Source organism: Peterkaempfera podocarpi (assembly GCF_042466665.1).
In the GTDB taxonomy this organism is placed as follows: Bacteria; Actinomycetota; Actinomycetes; order Streptomycetales; family Streptomycetaceae; genus Peterkaempfera; species Peterkaempfera podocarpi.
Map to the genome: position 1 here is coordinate 935,085 of NZ_CP162102.1, position 23,701 is coordinate 958,785.

A 23,701-nucleotide genomic window follows, 5' to 3' on the forward strand; every position below is an offset into this window, starting at 1 on the left:
GGTTCCGGCTTCTCGAACGGCCTGGTCGAAGAGCTCCATGTCCAGCGCTTCCACGCCGCTGCGGAACGACGCGCGGCAGACCAACCGCGACCTCGCGGCGAAGACCGGGGTGTCGCCCTCGACCTCGCTGGAACGGGTGAGGCTGCTCCGCGAGCGCGGCGTGATCACCGGCTACCACCCGGCCCTGGACCTCGACGCGGTCGGCCGCCCCGTCCAGGCGCTCATCTCGGTACGCATCCGGCCCCCGGCCCGGCCGGTCATCGAGGGGTTCCGGGAATGGGCGGCGCGGCTGCCCGAGGTGATCGGCCTGTTCGTCACCTCGGGCGCCCACGACTTCCTCGTCCACGTGGCCGTGCCCGACGTGGACAGCGTGTACGCCTTCGTCATCGACCGCCTCACCGAACGCCGTGAGGTCGCCGACGTGCAGACCACGATGGTCTACGAGCACGTCCGGGCCCGCCGCATCGAACCGACCGGCCCGGATCGCCCCCGTCTCTCGCGCAAGGTCCGCTGACCGGCCTCCCCGCACGTCACTCCTGGATAGGATGGCAGGATCGAATACAGGTCGTGCGGGATAGTGCTGCGGCGCGGAAGTGCCCGCGTGCACCGCCCGGGCGATGTGAGCGTTCGCGGCCTCGGCTTCTCGCCTGTTGAACCGTCCAGGGCTGGGTAGATACCTCACGGTGTCAAGCCGTCAGGTTGCACGGGATGAGGAGGGCACGGGTGGCTGCTGGTGGCTTTTCGTTGAAACGGCTGGTTCGGGTGCGAGAACTGCTCGAGCGTCACGTCGACTCTGGTTTTGTTCCCGGTATGGTGGCCGTCCTCGCCCGCCACGGCGAGGTGCATATCGAGGCAACGGGCAACCTCGCGTTCGAGGGCTCGGGGGCGGGGATCCCGATGGCGGGCGACACGATCGTTCGGATGGCTTCGATGACGAAGCCGATCGTCGCCGCGTGTGCGATGACGCTCGTCGAGGATTGCACGCTGCGTCTTGACGACCCGGTCGACGATCTGCTGCCGGAGTTGGCGAACATGACGGTGCTCGCCGATCCGAACGGGCCACTGGATGACATCGTTCCTGCGAAACGCCCGCTCACGCTGCGGGATCTGTTGACCTTCACCCTCGGTACCGGCATGGTGCCGGCCGAGCCGGGAACGGTCCCGATCGCCGACGCACTGGACACGCTCGGCGGGCTGTCGTCGGACGAGTGGATCCGCCGGCTCGGCAGCCTGCCGCTCGTTTACCAGCCGGGCGAGAACTGGTTGTACGAGACCGGCGCCGACGTGACGGGCGTGCTCATCGCCCGGGCGACGGGCATGTCGTTCGGGGATGCCTTGCGCGAGCGGATCTTCGAGCCGCTCGGAATGACGGACACCGCCTTCAGCGTGAGCGGCGAGCGCATCGGCCGGTTCGCGACGGCGTACGACCGTGACGACGTCGCCGGTAAGGCGGTTGTCCAGGACCCGCCCAACGGAAGGTTCAGCCGGCCGCCGACGTTCGAATCAGGTGGCGGCGGGCTCATCTCGACCGCCAACGACTACCTCGCCTTCACCTCAGCTCTGCTCGCGGGAGGCACCCATCACGGTGAGCGGGTGCTCTCGCGGCCGTCGGTGACGCTGATGACCAGCAACCACCTGAGCCCTGCGCAGTTGGCGCTCTCCGGGTTCGAGCCGGGGTACTTCGACACCCTGGGCTGGGGTTTCGGGATGTCGGTCCGCACCCGCCGCACGCACCTCGGCCCCTCGGTCGGGAGCTACGGATGGCCCGGCTTCTACGGCACCGCCTGGTACAACGATCCCGTCGAGGACATGACGACGATCTTCATCATGCAGCGCGCGCATATGGGCGACCAGAAGCTGCCGATGTGGTCCGACCTGTGGACCACTGTCTACCAGGCAATCGACGACTGACAGCGGCCAGGCTCCGGCCTGCACGCGTGGCCCGGAGACCGGGGGCGCATCAACCACCGACCGGTCCGGGTTCAGATTCGGTGATCGGTTCGACGGTTGGACGCAGGGGTGCTGCGCTGTGCAGGGTGCGGTGGGGCGTGCCAACGACGCGCCGGGCTCATCGTCTCTCCTCCTGCGCCTGCTGCTCCTGCTCCGCCTTCGAACAGCGCGAGCAGGCCGAACGCCTCCTCGACCTCACTCAGCCTGAGGAAAACAACATCACGACACCTTTGTGATCCGTCTTGTGGAATCCAGGTAGCGGGGAGGACGTGTCACCGGCGTCGTTGCGCACGACGCCAGGTGCCCCATCTGTAGCCAGCCGGGGGACCCGGATGTGGACTTGGTCTGTGGCAGCGGATGTGCCCGGTTTCCGTTTCCGTCCACAGTTTCCGGGCTGGCTGGCGGCTGCGCGTCAGGCGCGCACCACGGCCAGGCACTCGTCGTACAGGTCCATGATTTCGCCCTCGCCGTCGTTGGCGACCCAAGTCATCGATGCGGCATCCAGGCATGCGAACGCCGTCGCGATCACCGCGCGGGCCTTCGCGCCTTCGTTGCCGGTAGCTACGTCCATCCGGGTCTCGATGAGCGGCAGCAGATTCTCCTGGAACCGGAGTCGCTTTTCGAGCCAACCGGCACGCAGCGAGGCTGTGTTGTGCAGGAGGCGGAACCGCTCCAGGGCCTGTTCCCGGCTGTCGTGCAAGGCCAGTACGGCGGCAACCCCTGCGCGCAGGGCGTTCCAGACACCGGCATCGGCGGGCTGTTCGCTGATCGTGTCCATCAGGACTTGCCCGAACCGGTCCTGGTTGCCGCCGAGAAGGTCTTCCTTGGTACCGAAGTAGCGGAAGAGGGTGCGCTGGGAGACTCCGGCCTCTCGGGCGATCTGGGCGATGGTCGTCTCGTCGTAGCCCTGCTCTGTGAACAGGCGCAGCGCCGTCGCGAGGATCTCCTGGGAAGCCAGCTGCCGTGTCCGGTCCCACAGCGTGGTCGGTGCGCCCGTCGCTGACTTGGCTTCCTGCTTCATGTCACCAGAGTATCCCAGCACTGCCAGGTCGACAGTCACCTGGAGTTTGGCAGTCGATGCCAGACTGTCGTACGCTGCCAGAGGTGATGACGGGGCAGAGCCGCTCACCCCCGCCCAGAAGTACGCAAAGGAGCGCATTATGCCTGCACCTACAGCTTTGATCACCGGTGGGACCAGCGGCATCGGCAAGGCGACCGCCGAACTGCTCCACTCCCGCGGCTACCGCGTCATGGTCACCGGCCTCGACAATGTCGCCGACGCCGGACTTCCCGAGGACGTCACGGCCGTCCGGGCCGACGCCCGGTCCCTGCCGGACATCGACCGGGCAATGGACCAGGCGCGCCGGCAACTCGGCTCCCTCGACCTGCTCTTCCTCAATGCGGGCGTCTCCCGCCCCGGCCCGATCGAATCGACCGACGAAGACGCCTTCGACACCCTGTTCGACATCAACGTCAAGGGAAGCTTCTTCACCCTGCAAAAGGCGCTGCCGCTCCTCAACGAGGGCGCCTCGGTCGTGTTCACCGTTGGCGCCGCCGAAGTGCTCGGGGCCGCGATGACGGCGGCCAAGGGCGCTCTGCTGCCCCTCATGCGGTCCCTGGCGCTTGAACTCGCCCCCCGCCGCATCCGCGTGAACGCGGTCAGCCCGGGAATGATCAACACCCCTGTCTACAGCAAAATGGGGGTCTCCCAGGAAATGATCGACTCCTGGGCCCGGGACGTCCCGCTCGGCCGCGCCGGCGCTCCCGCCGACATCGCCGAAGCCGTGGCCTTCCTCGCCTCGGACGCCGCCGGCTACATCACCGGCGACAACCTCACCGTCTCCGGCGGCATCGGCGTTCACTCCAACGCCTGACGAGTAATTTGGCTCTGACCCGGAAGGTTCACCGGGTCCGATGCTTGGCTGTGGCCCTGGTGAGGCGACGGCCCGTGTGGGAAGCCGGCCCTGCCACTTCGCTCTTCACCACGGATAGATGGGTGGCTCTCCTTCCATACCCGTGTGCTCCGCCGTGCCCTTGGAACTGACCGCTGCCGAGCGCCACCAGCCCAAGAAGATGACCTACGGCCACAAGACCCCGTACCAGACCCGCCGGCGGGCGGCGATCCTGCTCCCAACGGCACGAGGCCGCATCAACGCCCGGATCGCCGCCGAAACTCACCTGCACGTGCACACCGTGCGCCGTCGCCGCGGCCGATTCGCGGCCGGCCGGGTGCCCGCCATGGCCGACCGCAGGCGGTCGGGGTGGCCTCCGACGTTCACCTGCGGCGATCAGTTCACTCGCGGAAACTTCGCTCATCTCATGGCCTCCTGACGGACGACCAAGCCTCCCCGAAGTCGAAGGTTATATCGACGGCCCAGCAGCGGAGGGCTGATGCCGCGGTCGGAGCGGGGCGCACAGGACGGCGGCCGGCGGGTCGTCCCCGCCGGCCGCCGTGGCGGGGTCAGCTGCCCGCGGGCCAGTCGACCAGCGGCGAGTGGTAGAAGTCGATCCCCAGCGCCGCCATCCGCGGCCCCTGGGCCGCCAGGCGCACCTTGTACGTGGTCCAGTCGTGCGTGGACTCGGGCGACCAGCCGAGTTCCGCGATGCCCGGGAGCCGCGGGAAGGCCATGGCCTCGATGTCGTCGTTCGTGACGATCGTCTCCGTCCACAGCGGCGCCTCGACGCCGATCACCGCGCTCGACGGCACCCCCGCGCCGGCGAGGTAGGTGCCCGGGTCCCAGTCGTACGAGCGGTCCACCTCGACCGTGCCGGCCCAGTCCTGGCCGAGCTCGGTGCTCTCGTCGTACTTCATGTCCAGGTACGAGCGGTCTGCGGGCGCCAGCACGAGCCCGGTGCCGTTCTTCGCCGCCGCGGCGACCTGGGCGCGCTCCGCGGCCCCGGTGTCGTCGGTGCCCCAGTACTCGGCCACCGCGCCCTTGACCGGCATCGCCGAGGTGATCTGGTGCCAGCCCATGACGGTCTTGCCGTACTTCTGGACGACGGCCTGCGCGCGGTTCATGAACGACACGTAGTCCGCCTGGCTGGTGGAGTGCGCCTCGTCGCCCCCGATGTGGAGGTAGCGGCCCGGTGTGATCGCCGCCAGTTCACGGATCACGTCGTCGATGAAGGTGTACGTGACGTCCTCGGGCACACACAGCGAGCTGAACCCGACGTCCGTGCCGGTGTAGAGGGGCGGCGCGACACCGTCGCAGTTGAGCTCCGGGTACGAGGCGAGCGCCGCGTTGGTGTGGGACGGCATGTCGATCTCCGGCACGACCTCCAGGTGGCGGGACGCGGCATACGAGACGATCTGCGCGTACTGCGCCTTGGTGTAGTAGCCGCCCTGGCCGCCGCCGACCTCGGTGGACCCACCGTAACGGGCCAGCCTGGGCCACGAGTTGATGGCGATACGCCAGCCCTGGTCGTCGGACAGGTGCAGATGGAACTCGTTGATCTTGTAGAGCGCCAGCTGGTCGATGTACTTCTCGACCTGGGGGACGGTGAAGAAGTGCCGTGACACGTCGAGCATCGCGCCGCGGTAGGCGTAGCGCGGCACGTCCGTGATGGTGCCGCCGGCGACCTGCCAGGGGCCGTGCTGCCTGGTGCGCTCCTCGACCGACGCCGGCAGCAGCTGGCGCAGCGTCTGGACGCCGTGGAAGAGCCCCGCCGAGGTGCGGGCGGTAAGGGTGACACCGGACGGGCCCGAGTCCAGGCGGTAGCCCTCGGTGCCGAGGCTCGCGCTTCCTGCGGTGAGGGCGAGCCGGATGTCGTGCCCGCCCCCCGTGCCGTGGCCGCTCTCCTCGACGACGGGCAGCGCGTAGCCGGTGGACGGGCGCAGCAGCCCGGCCAGGTAGGTGCCGACCTCGCGGGCGTCGTGGTTGTGCCCTTCGATCCGGATGTGCGCGGTAGGCGTCAGCGTGAACGGTGCGCCCGCCGGGTGTACCTGGGAGGGCTCCGGAACGACCTGGCCGAGCGGCCGCACCGCCGTACCGTGCGACTCCGGCCGGGCCGCGGCGGAGCCGGCGGTCCCGAGGGTGCAGGCCCCGGCCGCGAGTACGAGCAGCAACGATCCGGCGATCCGGGGAACCCTGCCGGAGAGGGTACGGGAGCGGGCCGAGGCGAGGTGGACGGTGCGGGGAACGGTTCGGTGCAGTCTCACAAGTGTCCCTTCGATGGGGGATGGAACCTGTGGCACCTGGCAGTGACCACTGCCCCAGTTGACTCGGACACCTCACACGCGTCAAGGTATAGACCAATTTTCACGCCATCGAAAGGACCGCGAGAGAAGGGCTGATGCGTCCTCAGCAGGTGGACTCACGTGGGGCGGTGGCCTGGACAGCGTGCGGGTACAGCAGTTTGGCCTGGACCGTGCATACCTTCAGGCGCCGCACTTCGCGGCGTCCGTGCCCGGGAGTGCGGGTGCGCTCCAGCAGCGGTATCTGTTCCCAAGGCCGGCGGCGCAGTTGCCGCTGCAGCCTCTTCCCCATCCCCCGGCTGAAGAGCCAGTCGTTGCGGCAGGACGACCAAGAGGGTGCCTGGGCGCCCGCGAGTGCCGAGAACCACGTCCGCACCGTTCACCGCGGTTGCGGCTGGTCGAACCCGCGCCGCAGCGTTGCGGGCTCGACGGCCGGCATTCGTTCGGCTGCCCGAGGTCGTGGCCGCACGTGTCGGCGGTGGAAGTTCCCGTACTGTCGAGGGGTGGCGAAATACTTCGATGTTCACCCGCAGACCCCTCAGTTGCGCACCATCGGCACCGTGGTTGAAAGCCTGCGGTCCGGAGCGCTCATCGCGTACCCGACCGACTCCTGCTTCGCGCTGGGCTGCCGATTGGGCAACCAGGACGGTGTCGAACGGATCCGGTCGATCCGGCGCCTTGACGATCGTCACCACTTCACCCTGGTGTGTGAGAGCTTCGCCCAGTTGGGCCAGTTCGTACACGTCGACAATGACGTCTTCCGCGCCATCAAAGCGGCAACCCCCGGGAGTTACACGTTCATCCTTCCCGCCACCAAGGAGGTTCCCCGTCGCCTGATGCATCCCCGGAAGAAGACGGTCGGGGTCAGGATCCCCGACCACGTCGTCACCCGGGCCCTGCTGGCCGAGCTCGGCGAACCCCTGGTGTCGAGCACGCTGCTCCTGCCCGATGAGAGTGAGCCCATGACACAGGGCTGGGAGATCAAGGAGCGGCTCGACCATGTGCTGGACGCTGTGGTGGATTCGGGTGACTGCGGCACGGAACCCACGACGGTCGTCGACTATTCCAGTGGCGAGGCGGAGATCGTACGGCGTGGGGCCGGCGACCCCGCCCGGTTCGAGTGACCGCGCCCCCAGCGCGATAGGCAACCCGGTCGCCCAGTGGTGCGGGCCGGACGGCGAGGTGAGCCCCGATGAGCTCGTCGAACGCTATGGGCCCCTCACGCTCACCGCGCCCGTGGAGCTGAGGCAGTACCGCGAACATTCCCGGGCGGATGGCCCAGCCGGCGACGTCGTCGCTTCGGTCTGAACCCAGGATGGAAGTCCACAGCGGAGAGGGCCCCCAGCCGACACGGCTGGGGACCCCTCGAGGCGGTGAGTGTCGGTCAGCAGAGCGATTCACCTACGCTGTAACCCGCTCGTTCACACGCCGGAAGGCTGCACCCGGCCGCGGTGACCATGGATCAGTCGGGTCAGCGCTGCAGGGTGAGGACACCCGGTCGCCACGGCAGTTGGTCGTAGCTGCCGCTCGCGGTGGGGGACTTGCCCTGGTAGAGGAACTGCAGGTTGCAGGGGTCGATGGTCATGGTCTGGTCGGGGTTGTTGCGCACCAGGTCACCGTGGCTGATGTCGTTGGTCCAGGTGGCCCCGCTGTTGGCCTTGCCCGCGAAGGGGTTGCTCTCGCTGGCGGCCTGTGGGGTCCACGAGCCGCTCAGGCTGGAGGCCGTGAACGAGCGGAAGTAGCGCCCGTTCGCACCCATCGCCTCAACGATCATGAGGTACTGGTTCTGACCCTGGACCTTGTAGACCTGCGGAGCCTCGAAGAGGTTGTTCGTCGAGTCGCTCATGACCGTCGTGTACGACGAGCCGAAGCTGCCCGGGAAGTTTCCGATCGGCATGCTCGCCCGGTAGATGTTGCCGTTGTCACCGGCGAAGAACAGGTACATGTTCTGGCCGTCGGCGATCAGGGTCTGGTCGATCGGGCCGGTGCCGGAATTGGCAATGCTGCCGGTGAACAGCGGCTGCGGCGAGGACCAGCCGTTGGGGTTGGTGGGGTCGCTCGACGTGCGGTAGATGAAGGGCCACGAACCCCACTGGTACGCCAGCACCCAGATGTTCTTGGGCGCGAAGTAGAACAGTGTGGGCGCCACCGCGGCCTGGCTCATCCCGGTCTGACCGGCCGACGCCATGTCCGACCAGTTCGTGAAGGGACTGAACATCATCGAGCCGTACGACGATCCCGACACGTTCGACGCGTAGACCAGGTGCTTGCCGTTGTACACCACGTCGGTGAAGTCCTTCTCCGAGACCCAGCCGTTCGCCGGCTGCGCCAAGGCACCCGTGGACGTCCACCGGTACGTCGACGGAAGAGAACACGTGCCGCCCGTCGGCGGGGTCGTCGTCGGGGTCGACGTGGGGGACAGGCCGCTCCACTTCTGGTTGCTGCCGCCGTTGCACGTCCAGATCTCCACCGCCGTGCCGTTGGCCGTACCGCCGCCGGTGACGTCCAGGCACAGCCCGGACTCCACGCCGACGATCGTGCCGTCGGAGTTCACCCGCCACTGCTGGTTCGCAGCGCCGCTGCAGGTCCAGATCTGCACCTTGGTCCCGGCCGTGGTGGCGTGGTTCGGAACGTCCAGACACTTGTTGCCGTACACGGTCAGCTGACCGCTGTCCGTCAACGTCCACTGCTGGTTGGTCCCGCTCCAGCAGTCGTAGATCTGCAGGGACGCGCCGTCGGTCTGGCTGGCGTTCGACACATCGAGACAACGACCGGAAGCAACAGCCTTCAGGGCGCCGGTGGTGGCCGCCTGGGCCGGGCCGGCAACGAGCGTCGCGGCCAACGCGACCACAGCCGCGACCGCGATGGCGAGCACCACAGACAGATGCCTGCGAGTGGAACGTCGTCTGCGCATGAGGACCTCCTTTGTAGGCGGATGGATCTACGCGTAATGGCATGCGCCCGACTATGCACATGCACCGAGACCTGGCCGCGCGCACCAGGAGTTGTCAGTCGACCGGCGAGGAATCCTCGCCTCTGCCGCCGACGACCCCCCTTGTGTTCGGGCTCGAAGGTGGCACTCCGGGAGAACCGCTGACCAGGGGAGGACACCGTCAGCCGGATGACGCTGGCCCCTCAGCGACGCGTCCGGGCATCGCTACCGCTGATGCGAGGCAGGATCCGTACGGCGCCGACAAGGGCGCGTCGAGGCCTTGCCGGCCCGGCCGGTCGGCCGGTCGGCCGGTCGGAACATCCGACACTGAGCCCCCACCCTGACGCGGCTGGACGGTCGGGAGGGTTCGGCCTGCAGTGCCGACGCCGGCCTCGTCAGTTCACTTGAAGTTCCAGTGCTGGTTGGAGCCGCCGTTGGAGTCCCAGACCTCGACGGCGGTGCCGTTGGCGGTCTGGCCGCCCGGGGTCTCCAGGGCCCGCCCGGAAGCAACGTTGACCAGGGTGTACGATCCGTCGCCGTTCCTGGTGGCCCGCCAGTGCTGGTTGGCGCCGCCGTTGGAGTCCCAGACCTCGATCTTGGTGCCGTTGGCCGTCTGACTGCCCGGCTCGTCCAGGACCCGGCCACTGGCCACATTGGTCAGCGTGTACGTGCCGTCACCGTTCTGGCTCGCCCGCCACTGCTGATTGGTGCCGCTCCAGGAGTCATAGATCTGCAGGAAGGTGCCGTTTCCTGTCTGACCTGACGGTTCGTCCAGCGAACGACCACTGGCCGCATTGACCAGGCTGTACACCGTGCCTGAGACAATGCCTCCCGAACTTCCGCCGGAACTCCCTCCCAGCGCGGTGAGCACAGCGCCGTAGGCGGGTTTCTTGTTGCCGCTGCTGTCGAAGAGCAGCGGATTGTCGCCGCTGCGCCAGGAGTCGCTGTCGCGGATGCCCCAGACGGTGATGCCGGTGCACCGGGAGACGGCGAGGCAGGCATTGACAGTGTTGGCGTACGCGGTGGTGGACGCCTGGGCGATGTCGAGTTCGGTGATCTGGACGTCCACGCCGAGCGCGGCGAAGTTCGACAGGGTGGTCTGGAAGCCGGCCGGTGGGCCACCGGTGCCGAAGTGGCTCTGGAAGCCGACGCAGTCGATGGGCACACCGCGGGACTTGAAGTCCTTGACCATGGCGTAGACGCCCTGGGTCTTGGCGTCCGACCAGTTCTCGATGTTGTAGTCGTTGTAGCACAGCTTGGCCGAGGAGTCGGCAGCCCGGGCGGTGCGGAACGCCTCCTCGATGAAGCCGTTGCCCAGCACGTTCTGGAACACCGAGCTGCGGTGCTGGCTACTGCCGTCGGCGAAGGCCTCGTTGACCACGTCCCAGGCGTAGATCTTGCCCTTGTAGTGAGTCATCTCGGTGGTGATGTGGTTGTCCATCACGCTGCGCAGGGTGTTGGCGTCAGTGATGGTGCTGCCCCAGCCGGGCAGCTGGGAGTGCCAGACCAAGGTGTGGCCGCGCATCCGCTGACCGTGCGCCGAGGCGTGGGAGACGATCGAGTCGGCGGGGCCGAAGTTGAACGACCCCCGGGAGGGCTCGGTGGTGTCCCACTTCATCTCGTTCTCCGGGGTGATCATGTTGAATTCCCGGTCGAGAATGGTGGAGTACGTCGCATCACCGAGTTTGCCGGAGGGCACCGCCGTACCGAAGTACCGCCCGCTGTCGGCCGCAGCGGCAGCCAGAGTGCTCCCGGCAGCATGGGCGGCGGGGTTCGCTGTCACCGCCAGAGCCGCACCGACGACCAGGCCGGTACCTGTCGTCAACACCCGGCGGAGGCGGGGCTCCTGATTGAGCCAGTGCATGATGGATCGTTCTCCTTGCCTGAATGGGGGAATGACTGGGCGGCGTTCAGGAAGCTGGGTGCGAAGCGCGATGCGAGCGTGCACGTGGCCGAACCGTTCCCCGTGACAGGGGTGGACAGTTCGGATCGGCGATACAGGCACTCGCACACCTCGGAGCGACCTCGAACGAAAAGGCTGCTCACCGGCGTGATGACTCAACGGGCCCGGAACACCGGCCCGGCCGAAGGCCACGACCGCCGGGCGCGTCACCGCGCCGGGTACTCAGCGACTGAGGAGTGGATTGCCGCCCCTCTGTTAGCGCTAACTGCACTGCGCACGGATACCGGTCCGCAGAATGGGGGAAGGACATGTGATGTCCCGGTCAGAACGCTGCACCAGTGCCGACGCGGTGTCAAGGCTGGTGCACCGGGCGCGGTGAGGCGGCGAAAGTGCTCGGTGCGTACCGAGGCTTCGGCCGGGGCAAGCTGACCTCACGTCATATTGGTAGCGCTTCCAGTAGGCGCTACCTGCGCGTTGTTCCAGTACGGCCCCCAGCGTCTTGACACCAGGTGCGGCGTCCCCAATCATCTGGCAACCGGAAGCGCTTCCAGGAACCTCCCACCCCACCACAGCGGAGGAAGCACCATGCGCCACTCGCACCGCAGGCTGTCGCTGCTCCTGGCAACAGCGCTGACCGGCCTGCTGGCATCCGTCCAGTCGGGGACCGCTTACGCGGCCGATCCCACCACCATGACCCACGGCTTCTACGTGGACCCCGACTCCAGCGCACAGCAGTGGGTCAACGCCAACCCCGGCGACGGTAGGGCCGCCGCGATCCGGGGGTCGATCGCCAACGTGCCGATGGCCCGCTGGTTCGGCAACTGGAGCGGCACCATCGGTACGGCGACCGGCTCCTACGTCGGCTCGGCGGCTGCCGCCGGCAAGCTGCCGGTCCTGGTGGCCTACAACATCCCCAACCGGGACATCTGCGCCGGTCAGTCCGGTGGCGGGGCAGGTTCCGACGCCGCCTACAACACCTGGATCGCCGCGTTCGCCAGCGGCATCGGCACCCGGCCTGCGGTGGTCGTCCTGGAGCCCGACTCGCTGGGGGACGAGAGTTGCATGACCGCCGCTCAGGTCTCCGCTCGCGACTCGTTGCTGCGCAACGCCATTGCGCAGTTCAACGCCAAGGCCCCGAACACCTGGGTCTACCTGGACGCCGGCAACCCTGGCTGGATCGGCGCCGCGACCATGGCCCAGCACCTGGCCGCGGCCGGGGCGAGCGCCGCCCACGGGTTCTCCCTGAACGTGTCCAACTTCTACACCACCGCGCAGAACACCGCGTACGGCAACGCCGTCAACGCGGCCCTGCAGTCGGCGAACGGGTTCACCAAGCCGTACGTCATCGACACCAGCCGCAACGGCAACGGATCCGACGGCACGTGGTGCAACCCGGCGGGCCGGAGGATCGGGACTCCCACTCAGCTGGGCGGCGGCGCCGAGATGCTGCTGTGGGTGAAAACGCCCGGTGAGTCCGACGGCAACTGCGGCACCGGCGCCGGAAGCGCCGCCGGACAGTTCCTGCCCGAGGTCGCCTACAAGATGGTCTACGGCTACTGACCGTGGATCGACATCGTGCCGGGCCCGCCCACGGCCGGCCCGGCAGCTCCGTTCCGAGAGAAGAGAAGCCTGCATGACGCCCCATGTCCCACGCTCGTTGATGTCGTTGGGTATCGCCGCGCTGCTGACGGCTGTCGCCGCCCCGGCCCAGGCTCAGGCAGCGGCCACGGCTCAGGAGACCACCGGCCACACCCTGCCTGCCGACACCCGGTTCTACGTCGATCCGGGCAGCGACGCTGCCAAGCAGGCCGTCACCGACCTGCGGCATCACAACCTCGCCGACGCCGAAGCCATGGCCGAACTCGCCACCTGGCCCGAAGCCCACTGGTTCACCGACGGCACCCCCGCCGAGGTGGAGGACCAGACGCGGTCCCTGGTCGGCCGCGCCGACCGCACCGGCACGGTTCCCGTCCTGGTCGCCTACAACATCCCCCTGCGGGACTGCTCCCAGTACTCGGCCGGGGGCGCGCAGTCCGACGCGGACTACCAGGCCTGGATCGCCGGGCTGGCCCGCGGCATCGGCCGGAGCAGGGCACTGATCGTCCTGGAACCCGACGCCCTGGCCAACCTGCCCTCGGACTGCTCCGCCGACAGCGACCCCACGGAGGCGCTCACGGCGGGACGCATCGCGGACCTCAACTACGCGGTCGACGTCCTGGAACAGCAGCCGAACACGACCGTCTACCTGGACGCGGGCAACAGCCACTGGCAGAGCGTGGGCGCCATCGCGCAGCGCCTGCTGCAGGCGGGGGTCGAGCGCACCCAGGGCTTCTCCCTGAACGTGTCCAACTACTTGTCCACCGACCTGCTGGACCACTACGGCACCTGGGTGTCGAACTGCGTCTGGTTCGCGAGCAAGGGTCCGGACTGGGCGCGCGGGCACGCGGACTGGTGCGCCAGCCAGTACTACTCCCCGGCCGCCCCCAACGACGGCCAGGCGGGGAACTCCGTCAACGCGGACGACCCCAGCACCTGGCACTGGACCGACCTGTGGTTCCAGCAGAACGTCGGCACCCCGCCCGCCGGCGAACTCGCCCACTTCGTCGTGGACACCAGCCGCAACGGGCAGGGCGTCTGGACTCCCCCGGCGGGCAAGTACGCCGGTGACCCGCAGGTCTGGTGCAATGCGCCCGGACGCGGCATCGGCGACCGCCCCACCGCCAACACCGGCTTCCCCCTCGCCGACGCCTACCTGTGGGTGAAGACCATCGGCCAGTCCGACGGTCAGTGCAACCGCAGCATCCCCGGGGGCACGGTCGACCCGGAGTACGGAATCGTCGACCCGGCCGCCGGCGCCTGGTGGCCCGAGCAGGCCCTGACGTTGGTGAACAACGCCAGCCCCGCCCTGGGCTTCGCCCCCTTGCCCCGGCCCCAGCACAGTGCCTCTGCGGCCGGTATGAAGTAGACGGCGCCTCCGAGGGGCTGCCGAGGTCTGTCAGGGGCAGCGGTTCCCTCCGGCCGCCCCCGTTGAGCCCCATGTCGTCCGTCGGAGACCCCGCCGCACCACACACCCCGACCCGGGCCTCGGTGCGGCGGGGTTTCGCGGGATGCCGCGCGCACCCGCAGCCCGCCCGGCATCCGCACCCTGGCCCTGCCGGCGGCCCTGCAGGGTCTTGTCCCGCGATGTGCGCAAGCGCAGCGGGCGCAGTCACCCGCAGGCATCTGCCCAGGAGCCGGGCTCGGCCCCGGCCCGCCGGGTGAGGAGGACTGGCAGTGCGTGGGTTTGGGCCGGGGTGCGACTCCTGCCGCCGTGGGAAACACCCGGTGCCGTCCGGGGTGGCGCGTAGCCGGGCAGCGGCGGATGCTCCGGCCGGTCGGCGGCCGGAAGCGCTACCAGGTCCGGGCGCCGACCGACGGCGACGGCGTCCTGATCCGTCCTCGGGGCCACGTCTCGGGCCGCAGGGCACGTGGGACCATTGCCCTGTCGCCCGCCGTGTGAAGCCGAGGAGCAAGTCTTTCGATGGAGCCGTCGCCCAGGCGCATGCCGACCCTCGACGAGGTGGCCCAACGAGCGGGTGTGTCCCGCACTGCTGCCTCACGCGCGATCAACAACGTCCCCCACGTGAGCCGGGCCAAACGCGAGGCGGTCGAGCGGGCGGTACGCGAGCTGGGCTACGTGCCCAACCCCACCGCACGGGCACTGGCCACCCGGAAGGTCGGCGCGGTGGTGCTCGCCGCCTCCAGCGACGAGGCCGGGCTGTTCGCCGACCCCTTCTTCGCCGAGGTCGTCGTGGGCGTCAGCACGGCCCTGGAGCAGACCGACCTGGAGCTGATCCTGGTATTGGCGAACACCCCACGCGGCCGCGACCGCCTGCAGCGGATGGTCCGCTCCCGGCGGACCGACGGCATCATGCTGATGGCACTGCGCGGTGACGACCCGCTGGGACGGCTGGGCGAGGAGTCCGGCATCCCGGTGGTCTTCGGCGGCCTGCCGCTGACCGGAGAGCCCCGCTGGTACGTCGACGCCGACAACAAGGGCGGGGCCAGACTGGCCGCCGAGCATGTGGTGCGTACCGGCAGGACCCGGCCGGTGATGATCACTGGCCAGGTGGACACCCGGGCCTCGGTCGCCCGTGAACAGGGGTTCAGCGAAGGTCTGACGCTGGCCGGCATCCCTCTGCTGGACGTCGTCTCCGGCGACTTCCTGGAAGAGAGGGGCGCCGAGGCCATGGAGCAACTGCTTGATGCCCACCCGCAGCTGGACGCGGTCTTCACCGCTTCCGACGGAATGGCGATCGGCGCACTGCAGACCCTGAGCCGCCGGGGACGGCGGGTCCCGGAGGACGTGGCCGTGATCGGGTTCAACGACCTGGCCGGCGCCCGGTTCACCAACCCCCCGCTGACCACCGTCCACCAGCCGGTGAGAGCGCTGGGACACGAAATGGCGCGCATGCTGGTCAGCGCCATCGACGGGCAGGACCCCAGCCCGCTGATCCTGCCCACCCGACTGACCGTACGACAGTCCGCACCCGCCGCCTCCCCCGCCCCGCACTGAGCACCCCACCACAAGCCACTCCCTCCACCAGCTGGAGGCCCGGCATGCCCCCGAACAGGCCGGCAAGCTGCAGACCATGGGACCCCGACGCTGGAAGCGCTTCCGGTGTCCCTGTCGACCTCGACATCACCGGTGCCGAGAACCGCGCCCGCGATCATCACGCACCACTCGTGCGAGTCATGCCACACCTCCTGACCACCAACACCGGCAAACACCGGCATCCCGAAGGGATCACGCCCTGTGCGGACGTACGACAACCCCGTGATCAGCGGGTTCCACCCCGATCCCAGCGTCTGCAGGGTCGATGACGACTACTACCTGGTGTGCTCCAGCTTCGAGTACTTCCCCGGACTGCCGATCTTCCACAGCAGGGACCTGGTGCACTGGCGGCAGATCGGCAACGTGCTCGACCGCCCCGGGCAGCTGCCGCTGCCCGGCGCCATGGCCTCCCGTGGTCTCTACGCCCCCACGATCCGCCACCACGACGGCCTCTTCTGGGTGATCAACACCAATGTCAGCGGCGGTGGCAACTACATCGTGACCGCTGAACAGCCGGAGGGTCCCTGGTCGGACCCGGTGTGGATCGACCTCCCCGGGATCGACCCGGACCTGGCGTGGGAGGAGGACGGCACCTGCTGGTGCACGTTCACCGTGCCCGGCATCCACATGGCGCGGATCGACCCGGTCAAGGGCGAGGTGCTGGAGGGGCCCTTCCCCACCTGGTCGGGCACCGGCCTCAAATGGCCCGAGGCCCCACACCTGTACCGCATCGGCGACTGGTGGTACCTGCTGATCGCCGAGGGCGGCACCGAACGCGGCCATGCCGTATCCATCGCCCGCGCACGCTCGCCGCGCGGCCCCTGGGAAAGCGCACCCGCCAACCCCGTGCTGTCCCACAGCGGCACCGACCGGCCCATCCAGAGCACTGGCCACGCCGACCTGGTCACGGCGCCCGACGGCACCTGGTGGATGGTGCTGCTCGGCACCCGGCCCCGCGGCTACACGCCCAACTTCCAGGTGCTCGGCCGCGAAACCTTCCTCACCCCCGTCGAATGGGACGAGAACGGCTGGCCCGTTGTGGCACCCGTACCCGAGCGCCACCCCGTGCCCGACGGCATCTGGCACCCCTTCCCCGCCCTGCCTGCTCGCGACGACTTCGACGCACCCGCGCTCGCCCCGCACTGGATCTCGCCCTACACCCGCCCCGACAGCTCCTGGTCACTGACCGAGCGCTCCGGCTGGCTCACCCTCACCGCCACCGGCCCCACCCTCGACCGCCCCGGCTACACCTTTGTCGGCCGCCGCCAGCAGCACCACGACTGCCGTGCCGCGGCCCTGCTCGACCCGGGCACCGGACGGGGCGGCCTGAGCGTGCGCATGGACGAGGCCCACCACTACGACCTCGAAGTCGGTGACGGGCAAGTCAGTGTGATCGCGCGCATCGGTCCGCTGCGCCAGACCGTGGCCCGCCACCCGGCGCCTCCCGGCCCGCTCACCCTCACCGTGACGATCCGCACCACTGACATCGTGTCCCCCTCCCCCGAATGCGCCGTCATCGAGCCCATCGGCCCCGACACCATCGCCTTCTGGATCGGCGATCCCGACGCGCCTGGCGCGCAGCCACTCGCCGAACTGGAGGGGCGCTACCTCTCCACCGAGGTCGCAACCGGCTTCACAGGACGCGTCATCGGCATGTACACAACCGACGGCACCGTCGCGTTCGACTGGTTCCACTACACTCCCAAACCCTCCGCCTGAAGCTCGACTCCGCGTCAAGGGGTCCGGCACATCATCGTCCTGCCGCTCCGACAGGTGAGGACCCGCAGCCAGGCGCCGGGCGGCCCCGGCCCGAGCCGCGGTGGAGGGCGCCGTGCGGCGCTCGGGCATGACCGGGCAACCACACACACGGATGCACACCCGAGCCGCCCCGATTCCCACTCGACCCTCCATCGAGAAAAACGAATGTTCGTCTTGACGCGAGTCCTGCCCGTACCGCAGGATGGGCACCGCAAAAAAGAATGATTGTTCCGGGAAGCGAAGGAGGCGACATGGAGACCATGCGAACCCCCGAGTTGGCGACGACGCCGCGTCGGGTTCCTCGGGGCGACGGTGCGCTCGCCGCCCCTGCGACGGCTGAGCCCGCACCGCCCCGCACCGTGGCATTCGTGCTGCAGGGCGGTGGCAGCCTGAGTGCACCGCAAGTCGGCGCGCTGCGGGCGCTGACGCAGGCGGGGATCACCCCCGATCTCATCGTGGGCTCTTCGGCCGGCGCCTTGAACGGCGCTGCCTTCGCCGCCGACCCGAGCATCGAGGGCATCGACCGGCTGGAAGCGTTGTGGCTCAGCATCAAGCGGCGGCATGTAGCGCCGTTTTCTCTGCGGACCCTGATCAAGGCCTCGACGGGCCGGGGCGAGGCGGCGGTCTCGAGCACGGCGCTGCAGCAGTTGCTGCAGTTCGGGATCGGAGTCGGCCGACTTGAGGACGCCGCCGTGCCGCTGCACGTCGTGGCCACTGATGTCGACACGGGCGCTCCGGTCGTCATGTCCCGGGGCGACGCCGTTTCGGCGCTGCTCGCCTCGGCGGCCTTCCCCGGCCTGTATCCCCCGGTACGCGTCGGACAGCACCGACTCGTCGACGGCGGTGTATCGGCGGACACGCCCGTCCTCCAGGCGGAAGCACTCGGCGCGACCACCATCTACGTACTGCCCGCCGCGGTGACGAACACGACCGGCCGTCAGGCGCACGCGGCCCTGCTCTCCGCCCATCGGGCCCTGTGCCAGATCCTGGCGGAGCGCGAGCGGCGGGATGTGGCAGCGGTCCGCGGGTCGGTGCTGCGGCTACCCACGGCCACCACCCCGGTGGCCAACCTCATCGACTTCCGCGACACCTCGCGGCTGATCCAGGTCGGCTACTCGCTCACCCAGGACTGGCTTGCCCAGCAGCCTGCCGCTGCGGCGTGAGGACGCCTGACAGCCGGCCTGGTCTCTGGCGTTTCCCCGCCACCCCGCCTCAGCTCCTTCCCCACGGGGACATCCACGACATCGTGGCCGATGTCCAATGACGGGGGTGGTGGAGCGGGCAGACCGGTGCGCCGCAGGGGTCCGGCAACCTGGTCGACGAGTACGCGGCCATGCCGTCTCTCCACGCCGGCTGGGCCCTGTGGTCGGGGTGGCTCCGCTTCGGGCTCGCTCGCCGGAAGATCGTGAGGGGACACGGCCTCGCCCATCCCATTCTCACCACCCTGGTGGTGGTCCCAACGGCAACCACTATCTCGCGGATGCCATCGCCGGCGGCCTCCTCATCGCGCTCGTCGGCCTGCTCATCGGCCTCGTTCACCCCGTCGCCGGCCACGTCACGGTGCCGACGGGCCGACCGCGTACGGCCAGGCGCGGCGCCCGGAACGCCGCCGCCGCTGCCTGCGCAGATCAGCCAAGTTCCCGCACAAGGCTTCGTCGAGGTAGCCCACCGTGATCCTTTATCCCCTGCCCCCGCCTCCGGACGACAACGAGGACCGCTCGGGCGCCGAACGCCGGCTGCCCGACAGCAGATACGGCAACGGCGGGTCCGGCAGCTGGCTGCGCAGCCGCTGTCGCGGCAGAGGCTCCGCACACCTGCTGCTGCATCTCGGGGAAGCGTTCCTCATCGACCATGGCTCCAAAGGACCGACAGGAGGCCTGGTGCGCTTCCGGGTGTCGGACACCGTCGAACAGCGCCGCCCCCGAAGCTCCTGGCGGACGGAGGTGGGGCGTCAACTCGCGGGCTCCGGCGGCGAGCTGCGGCTGGTCCGCAACTACGCCGGCGCCAGGGCAACCACCCACGACGACGCCCTCATTGCCATACTCACGCTCAACGGCATCACCGACGCGGCACCCCTGGCGCGTCTGGACATCTCGGACCCGCTCCCGTACGTCGCCGGGAGTGCCTCTGGGCATGCCGCAGCCGTCGGTGTGGACATACATTTCTTCGCGGGCTTGTGGAACCTCGCAATGCCGGCACGCACGCGGTGCCGGGTGCACCTGGAGGCCCCCCTGCGACTCCTGCCCGACTGGCCCGTGCCGTCATGAGCAGCGCACATGAGACGCAGGCCGACGACGGGAATCCAGGCATCGAGGCAGACCGCAGGACGAGGCAGGCGCATCGGGCGACCCGCGACATCACCACCGTGCTGCGCGTGCGCCGACGTACCGCGCTGGTCACAGGTGCCGTCGTCGTGGTCCTTGTCGCCGAGGTGGTGATGGTCGCACCTCACGCACACCAGGCTGCGGGACATCTGGCCCATGCCCGCCTCAGGTGGATCCCGCCTGCTCTCGCCTGCGAAATGGTTTCCATGATGACGTTCGCCCGCCTGCAACGGCACGCGCTGGGTGTCGGCGGACTGCGCGTCAGGCTCGGTTCCGTCGCCGCCACGGTGTTCGCGGGCAACGCTGTCGGCGCGACCTTGCCCGGCGGAAGCCTGGCCTCGATCACCTACCGGACGCGCCGCATGCGCTCCTGGGGCGCCAGCGCGCCGCAAATCGGTTTCACGCATGCAGCCACCGGCATTCTGAGCACAATTGCGCTCGCTCTGATCGCCGGCGTGGGTCACGTTCTCGCAGGGGACAGCTCGCAACTCCGGCCCGTCGCGGTCCACGTCGGGGTGATCTGCGCCCTCACCAGCGGCGCGCTTGCGTTGGTCCACCACCCTGCCGTGCTGCGTCGGCCCGTGCGCGCCGTCCATCGCCTGGTGCGCAGGCTGCGCCGCGGCGCCTTGGACCAGACGTCGGCCGATCGGCTGCTCGACGAATTGGCTGCCATGCAGCCACCGGCCCGATTCTGGGCGCGGGGGCTCGTCCTGGCCCTGCTCAACTGGAGCGGTGATTTCGTGTGCCTGCTCGCCGCATGCCATGCGGTCGGGGCTTCACCCGCGTTGAGTACGGCGTTGTTCGCCTACATCGCCGGGATGACAGCCGCGTCAGCCATGCCGCTGCTGCCCGCGGGGATCGGCACCCTCGACGCGGCCCTGGTCCTCACCCTTCACCACGGTGGCGTACCCGCCACGATCGCCATGGCCGCCGATCTCCTTTTTCGGACGATCACCCCCGGGCTGGTCACTGTCGCCGGATCCGCCCTGCTGATTCGACAGCGTCGACAGGCAGCCCACGCGAAGAGTGTGCGCAGCGGCTGCCATGACGACCGGCCCTGTCCGCACCCCTCTCTGCGAGCGTGATCCCGACCACATCCGACCGCAGGACATCGACACGCAGGACTGCGCTCAGCCGACAGCGAAGGGACCGCCTGCCACCTGTCTGCGGCCGGCCGCTCTCCTGGCGCCTGCCCTTGGCTGACCTGGGCGAGGACGGAGCGCAGAGCCGCGTCGGCAAGGCCCTGAGCGGCCGACCGGCACGGCCATCACCCCCTCGCCTCCGCAGTCGCCCCTCTAAAAAAACGAATATTCGTCTTGATGTTTTCCCATGACCGCGCCAGACTGGAGCAGTGATAAAAATGATCATTCGTCTTTTTAGAGGCAAGGCCATGAAGAAGCCGTCGACAGGACTGCGGTCATGGCACCGGACCGTCATCGCGACAGTGGTGTTGCCACTGGTCATCTCACTGGCTGTAACGGCCTACGCATGGCCCGCATCGCGCATCGCGCCCCGCGATCTGCCCGTGGGAATCGTTGGTACGAGCACAGCCAGCCAGAGTGCGGTCGAGGGCCTGACGCAGAGCATGCCGGGCGGATTCGACTTCCACCTCTACCCCGACCAGTCGTCGGCGCGCTCCGCGATCAAGAACCGGGAGGTCTACGGCGCCTTCGTCGTCACCCCCGGCCATGTCACGGTCCTGGAGGCCTCTGCCGCAAGCGCGTCCGTGGCCCAACTCCTGACCATGTCCGGCCAGCACCTTGCAGCCCAAGCAGCGAAGCTGCAGGTGGAGCACGTCACGCCGTCGGCCGATAGCTCCTCGAGGTCCACCGACCCGAAGGACGGGGGCGCCGAGGCCGCCGTCAACGTGAGGGTCAAGACGGTGGATATCGCACCCTTCTCTGCCAACGACCCTCGGGGAGTCGTTTTCAGTTCGGCACTTCTCCCGCTCACCATCTGCAGCATCGCCATCGCAGCGCTCATCGCGCTTTCCGGTGGCCGGATACCGATGTGGCGCCGGCTGATCGACCTGTTCGCCGCGTGCGCCGTGACGGGCCTCGCTGCCTACCTCATTGCCCAGGGCCTCCTCGGCGCCCTGCCGCACGAGCACGTGGCCACCTGGGCGGCGCTGTCCCTCACCATGCTCGCCATCAGCGCCACCAGCGTCGGCCTGATCACCCTCGTCGGTCCGGCAGGGCTCGGGCTCAGCGCCGTGCTCATGGTCTTCGTGGGAAACCCCTTCTCCGGCATCACGTCCGCACCGGAACTGCTGCCCAAGGCGGTGGAGGACATCGGCCAGTGGCTGCCGCCCGGCGCCGGAGCGAATCTTCTGCGTAGCACCGCATACTTCGACGGCAACGGATCCGCAGGCCATATCGCAGTTCTCGTCCTCTGGAGCGTACTGGGGCTGGCGACTGCCGTCCTCGCCCGCCGAACCCCCACCGTCGCAAGTGACACCGTCGCAAGTGACACCGTCGCGAGTGACACCGTCGGAGAAGACCTCCCCGGGTCGGACGACATGAGCGCGGATTCCCCGGTCGTGGACGAGACCGCGACGGCTCTGTCGCCTTCACCGACGCACCATCGGCAGGCTCATGCCCGGCACGCGGCCCACGAATGAGGCAGCCGGTCATCCTCGCGTCCACGCGTGAGGCAGCGGTAGCCGGCCCGGCCGAAGCAGCGAACACCAAGGAAAGCGATGCATACCGTCGAAGTCCGCGACATGCATCGATGGCCTCCGGCCGGCAGAGGCGGCGTTCCACGACGCAATCCAGGCAAGGTCCACGGCTTTCACTGTCGGACGGTCGCGGACGTGCCGGTGGACGGGCGGCGGGTCGTTGTCTCCGTGCCGCCGCGGCGCCTGGTCCGCCCCGTGCTGGGCCTCACCGGCCGACCGGACATGGTCGTCAAAGAGTTGCCGAACCGAGCAAGCACCCGTCTGACCCGTACCCCGGCCGCCGCACTGTCACGGTCAACGACGCCGCGGCTGCTCACGCGGCTGCCGCTTCCCCCGCTGCGGGTGCCGCGCTATCGGGCGCCTACGGCGAGGCCGTCCGCCGGGCCCTGCCAAGCGCGATGCAGCCCAGCGACCGCCGGCGCTCCCTGGGCCACCGCCAACCCGCACGGACCGGACCACCCCATCACGGCCGGATCCGCCGCTCTGCACCACGTGAACGACGAGCGGCCACAAGCCGTGATCGACGGGCGAACGCCGCCTGATGCGGCAGCGCTCATGATGAATCCGCCAAAACTCACTGCGACTGGACATATGAGCAGGGAGCGAGCCGGCTTCCTACCGTGCCGACAATTCTGCGGACGTCCGGCCTGGAAGGAGCCCTTTGTCGAAGGGCGATCATCCTGTGTTGATCATTTTCTGACAGGACGACCGGCCTTGCCGACGCGGCCGCGGTGCGGCCTTGGCGTCAGGACGTCGCCGAATCCGGCCAGAGGGCTCGCAAGGCGTCGGGAACCCCCTCCACCGTCTTGGTGTCACCCATGGCCAACTGGAGAATGTATCCGGGCAGGGTGCACATGAATGCGGCGGCGATCGCCTCGGCTGACACCTCGCGCGTGAGGCTGCCGCTCTGCTGGCGCTCCCGGATGACATCGGCGAGAGCGGAGCGCATCTGCGTCATCAGATCGTCGAACTGTGCGGCCAGCGAGGGGTTCCGTAGCGACTCGGACCAGGCCAGCACGGAAAGTCCGGCCACATTCTGCTCGGCAGTCTTGGCCTTCACAATTTCGAGGACATCGGCCATCAGAGCCCCGATGGAACTGCTCGGCCGACTCCTGGCCACGCTTTGCACCATCGCCAGGACATCACGCATGTTCTCCTCGACGATCGCCGTGATCATCTCGTTCTTGCTCGCGAAGTGCCGGTACACCGCGCCGGCCGAGAGGCCGGACTCCGCGAACAGATCTTGCATGGATGTCGAATGGAATCCGTCACGCAGAAAGCAGCGGCGCGCCGCTTCCAGGATCTGCTTGCGGCGGGCCTCCATGTATTCCTGCGTGACCTTGGGCATGGATCCATCCTATCCATGAA

General features: G+C 68.8%; 17 protein-coding genes and 2 pseudogenes. 14 read left to right on the top strand and 5 right to left on the bottom strand.

Annotated elements, in window-relative coordinates:
- The first annotated feature begins 37 nt into the window (after window positions 1–37).
- Together AB0761_RS04370 and AB0761_RS04375 are read left to right on the top strand one after the other, a co-directional pair.
- The gene (locus AB0761_RS04370; protein ID WP_377267605.1) at window positions 38–514 is read left to right on the top strand and encodes an Lrp/AsnC family transcriptional regulator; all 477 of its coding nucleotides are present in this window, start codon (window positions 38–40) and stop codon (window positions 512–514) included.
- Window positions 515–723: 209 nt separating this feature from the next.
- Window positions 724–1,911, top strand: coding sequence for a serine hydrolase domain-containing protein (locus AB0761_RS04375; protein ID WP_377267607.1), 1,188 nt, complete (start codon window positions 724–726; stop codon window positions 1,909–1,911).
- 451 nt (window positions 1,912–2,362) lie between these two features.
- Here AB0761_RS04375 and AB0761_RS04380 read toward each other — a convergent pair whose 3' ends face one another.
- Window positions 2,363–2,971 carry a TetR/AcrR family transcriptional regulator gene (locus AB0761_RS04380; RefSeq protein ID WP_377267608.1) on the bottom strand — a complete coding sequence of 203 codons (609 nt, stop codon included), beginning with the start codon at window positions 2,969–2,971 and terminating at the stop codon, window positions 2,363–2,365.
- Window positions 2,972–3,110: 139 nt separating this feature from the next.
- Between AB0761_RS04380 and AB0761_RS04385 the strand changes: the two genes are divergently transcribed.
- The gene (locus tag AB0761_RS04385; protein ID WP_377267609.1) at window positions 3,111–3,824 is read left to right on the top strand and encodes an SDR family NAD(P)-dependent oxidoreductase; all 714 of its coding nucleotides are present in this window, start codon (window positions 3,111–3,113) and stop codon (window positions 3,822–3,824) included.
- Window positions 3,825–3,978: 154 nt separating this feature from the next.
- The gene (locus AB0761_RS04390; protein ID WP_377267611.1) at window positions 3,979–4,281 is read left to right on the top strand and encodes a hypothetical protein; all 303 of its coding nucleotides are present in this window, start codon (window positions 3,979–3,981) and stop codon (window positions 4,279–4,281) included.
- Between the two features lie 130 nt (window positions 4,282–4,411).
- Here the strand turns inward: AB0761_RS04390 and AB0761_RS04395 are convergent, their stop codons facing one another.
- The gene (locus AB0761_RS04395; protein ID WP_377267612.1) at window positions 4,412–6,109 is read right to left on the bottom strand and encodes a beta-N-acetylhexosaminidase; all 1,698 of its coding nucleotides are present in this window, start codon (window positions 6,107–6,109) and stop codon (window positions 4,412–4,414) included.
- 539 nt (window positions 6,110–6,648) lie between these two features.
- Here AB0761_RS04395 and AB0761_RS04400 point away from each other — a divergent pair.
- On the top strand, window positions 6,649–7,269 hold the full coding sequence (locus tag AB0761_RS04400) for an L-threonylcarbamoyladenylate synthase (RefSeq protein ID WP_377267613.1): 621 nt from the start codon (window positions 6,649–6,651) through the stop codon (window positions 7,267–7,269).
- A gap of 347 nt (window positions 7,270–7,616) precedes the next feature.
- Here the strand turns inward: AB0761_RS04400 and AB0761_RS04405 are convergent, their stop codons facing one another.
- Window positions 7,617–9,059, bottom strand: coding sequence for a non-reducing end alpha-L-arabinofuranosidase family hydrolase (locus AB0761_RS04405; protein WP_377267615.1), 1,443 nt, complete (start codon window positions 9,057–9,059; stop codon window positions 7,617–7,619).
- Window positions 9,060–9,480: 421 nt separating this feature from the next.
- A pseudogene (locus AB0761_RS04410) lies at window positions 9,481–10,941 on the bottom strand (endo-1,4-beta-xylanase); the annotation flags it as partial.
- 624 nt (window positions 10,942–11,565) lie between these two features.
- On the opposite strand from AB0761_RS04410, the gene AB0761_RS04415 reads away from it, so the two are divergent.
- From AB0761_RS04415 to AB0761_RS04455, 9 genes and pseudogenes are all read left to right on the top strand, one after another.
- Complete coding sequence (locus AB0761_RS04415; protein ID WP_377267616.1) at window positions 11,566–12,540, top strand: glycoside hydrolase family 6 protein; 975 nt, start codon at window positions 11,566–11,568, stop codon at window positions 12,538–12,540.
- A 73-nt stretch (window positions 12,541–12,613) separates the two neighbouring features.
- The gene (locus AB0761_RS04420) at window positions 12,614–13,945 is read left to right on the top strand and encodes a glycoside hydrolase family 6 protein (protein ID WP_377267617.1); all 1,332 of its coding nucleotides are present in this window, start codon (window positions 12,614–12,616) and stop codon (window positions 13,943–13,945) included.
- Window positions 13,946–14,500: 555 nt separating this feature from the next.
- Window positions 14,501–15,535, top strand: coding sequence for a LacI family DNA-binding transcriptional regulator (locus AB0761_RS04425; RefSeq protein WP_377267618.1), 1,035 nt, complete (start codon window positions 14,501–14,503; stop codon window positions 15,533–15,535).
- Between the two features lie 240 nt (window positions 15,536–15,775).
- Window positions 15,776–17,293 (top strand): glycoside hydrolase family 43 protein, encoded by a 1,518-nt coding sequence (locus AB0761_RS04430; RefSeq protein ID WP_377267620.1) that lies wholly within the window; start codon window positions 15,776–15,778, stop codon window positions 17,291–17,293.
- 290 nt (window positions 17,294–17,583) lie between these two features.
- Window positions 17,584–18,495, top strand: a complete 912-nt coding sequence (locus AB0761_RS04435) for a patatin-like phospholipase family protein (RefSeq protein ID WP_377267621.1) — start codon at window positions 17,584–17,586, stop codon at window positions 18,493–18,495.
- 119 nt (window positions 18,496–18,614) lie between these two features.
- A pseudogene (locus AB0761_RS04440) lies at window positions 18,615–18,785 on the top strand (phosphatase PAP2 family protein); the annotation flags it as partial.
- A 217-nt stretch (window positions 18,786–19,002) separates the two neighbouring features.
- Entirely contained in the window at window positions 19,003–19,599 is a 597-nt protein-coding gene (locus AB0761_RS04445; protein ID WP_377267623.1) for a hypothetical protein, read from the top strand.
- Window positions 19,596–20,741, top strand: coding sequence for a YbhN family protein (locus AB0761_RS04450; RefSeq protein WP_377267624.1), 1,146 nt, complete (start codon window positions 19,596–19,598; stop codon window positions 20,739–20,741). Before AB0761_RS04445 ends, AB0761_RS04450 begins: the two co-directional genes overlap by 4 nt.
- A 275-nt stretch (window positions 20,742–21,016) precedes the next feature.
- Window positions 21,017–22,276 (top strand): ABC transporter permease, encoded by a 1,260-nt coding sequence (locus AB0761_RS04455; RefSeq protein ID WP_377267625.1) that lies wholly within the window; start codon window positions 21,017–21,019, stop codon window positions 22,274–22,276.
- Window positions 22,277–23,078: 802 nt separating this feature from the next.
- On the opposite strand, the gene AB0761_RS04460 is transcribed toward AB0761_RS04455, so the two are convergent.
- A complete protein-coding gene (locus AB0761_RS04460) occupies window positions 23,079–23,681 on the bottom strand; it encodes a TetR/AcrR family transcriptional regulator (RefSeq protein ID WP_377267626.1) in 603 nt (200 codons plus the stop codon).
- Between the last annotated feature and the right edge of the window lie 20 nt (window positions 23,682–23,701).

Bases quoted from the DNA above. Each gene is read 5' to 3' on its own strand.
- AB0761_RS04370 (WP_377267605.1), top strand. From the start codon at position 38: ATGTCCAGCGCTTCCACGCCGCTGCGGAACGACGCGCGGCAGACCAAC.
- AB0761_RS04380 (WP_377267608.1), bottom strand. From the start codon at position 2,971: ATGAAGCAGGAAGCCAAGTCAGCGACGGGCGCACCGACCACGCTGTGG.
- AB0761_RS04385 (WP_377267609.1), top strand. From the start codon at position 3,111: ATGCCTGCACCTACAGCTTTGATCACCGGTGGGACCAGCGGCATCGGC.
- AB0761_RS04405 (WP_377267615.1), bottom strand. From the start codon at position 9,059: ATGCGCAGACGACGTTCCACTCGCAGGCATCTGTCTGTGGTGCTCGCC.
- AB0761_RS04415 (WP_377267616.1), top strand. From the start codon at position 11,566: ATGCGCCACTCGCACCGCAGGCTGTCGCTGCTCCTGGCAACAGCGCTG.
- AB0761_RS04420 (WP_377267617.1), top strand. From the start codon at position 12,614: ATGACGCCCCATGTCCCACGCTCGTTGATGTCGTTGGGTATCGCCGCG.
- AB0761_RS04425 (WP_377267618.1), top strand. From the start codon at position 14,501: ATGGAGCCGTCGCCCAGGCGCATGCCGACCCTCGACGAGGTGGCCCAA.
- AB0761_RS04435 (WP_377267621.1), top strand. From the start codon at position 17,584: ATGGAGACCATGCGAACCCCCGAGTTGGCGACGACGCCGCGTCGGGTT.
- AB0761_RS04450 (WP_377267624.1), top strand. From the start codon at position 19,596: ATGAGCAGCGCACATGAGACGCAGGCCGACGACGGGAATCCAGGCATC.
- AB0761_RS04455 (WP_377267625.1), top strand. From the start codon at position 21,017: ATGATCATTCGTCTTTTTAGAGGCAAGGCCATGAAGAAGCCGTCGACA.
- AB0761_RS04460 (WP_377267626.1), bottom strand. From the start codon at position 23,681: ATGCCCAAGGTCACGCAGGAATACATGGAGGCCCGCCGCAAGCAGATC.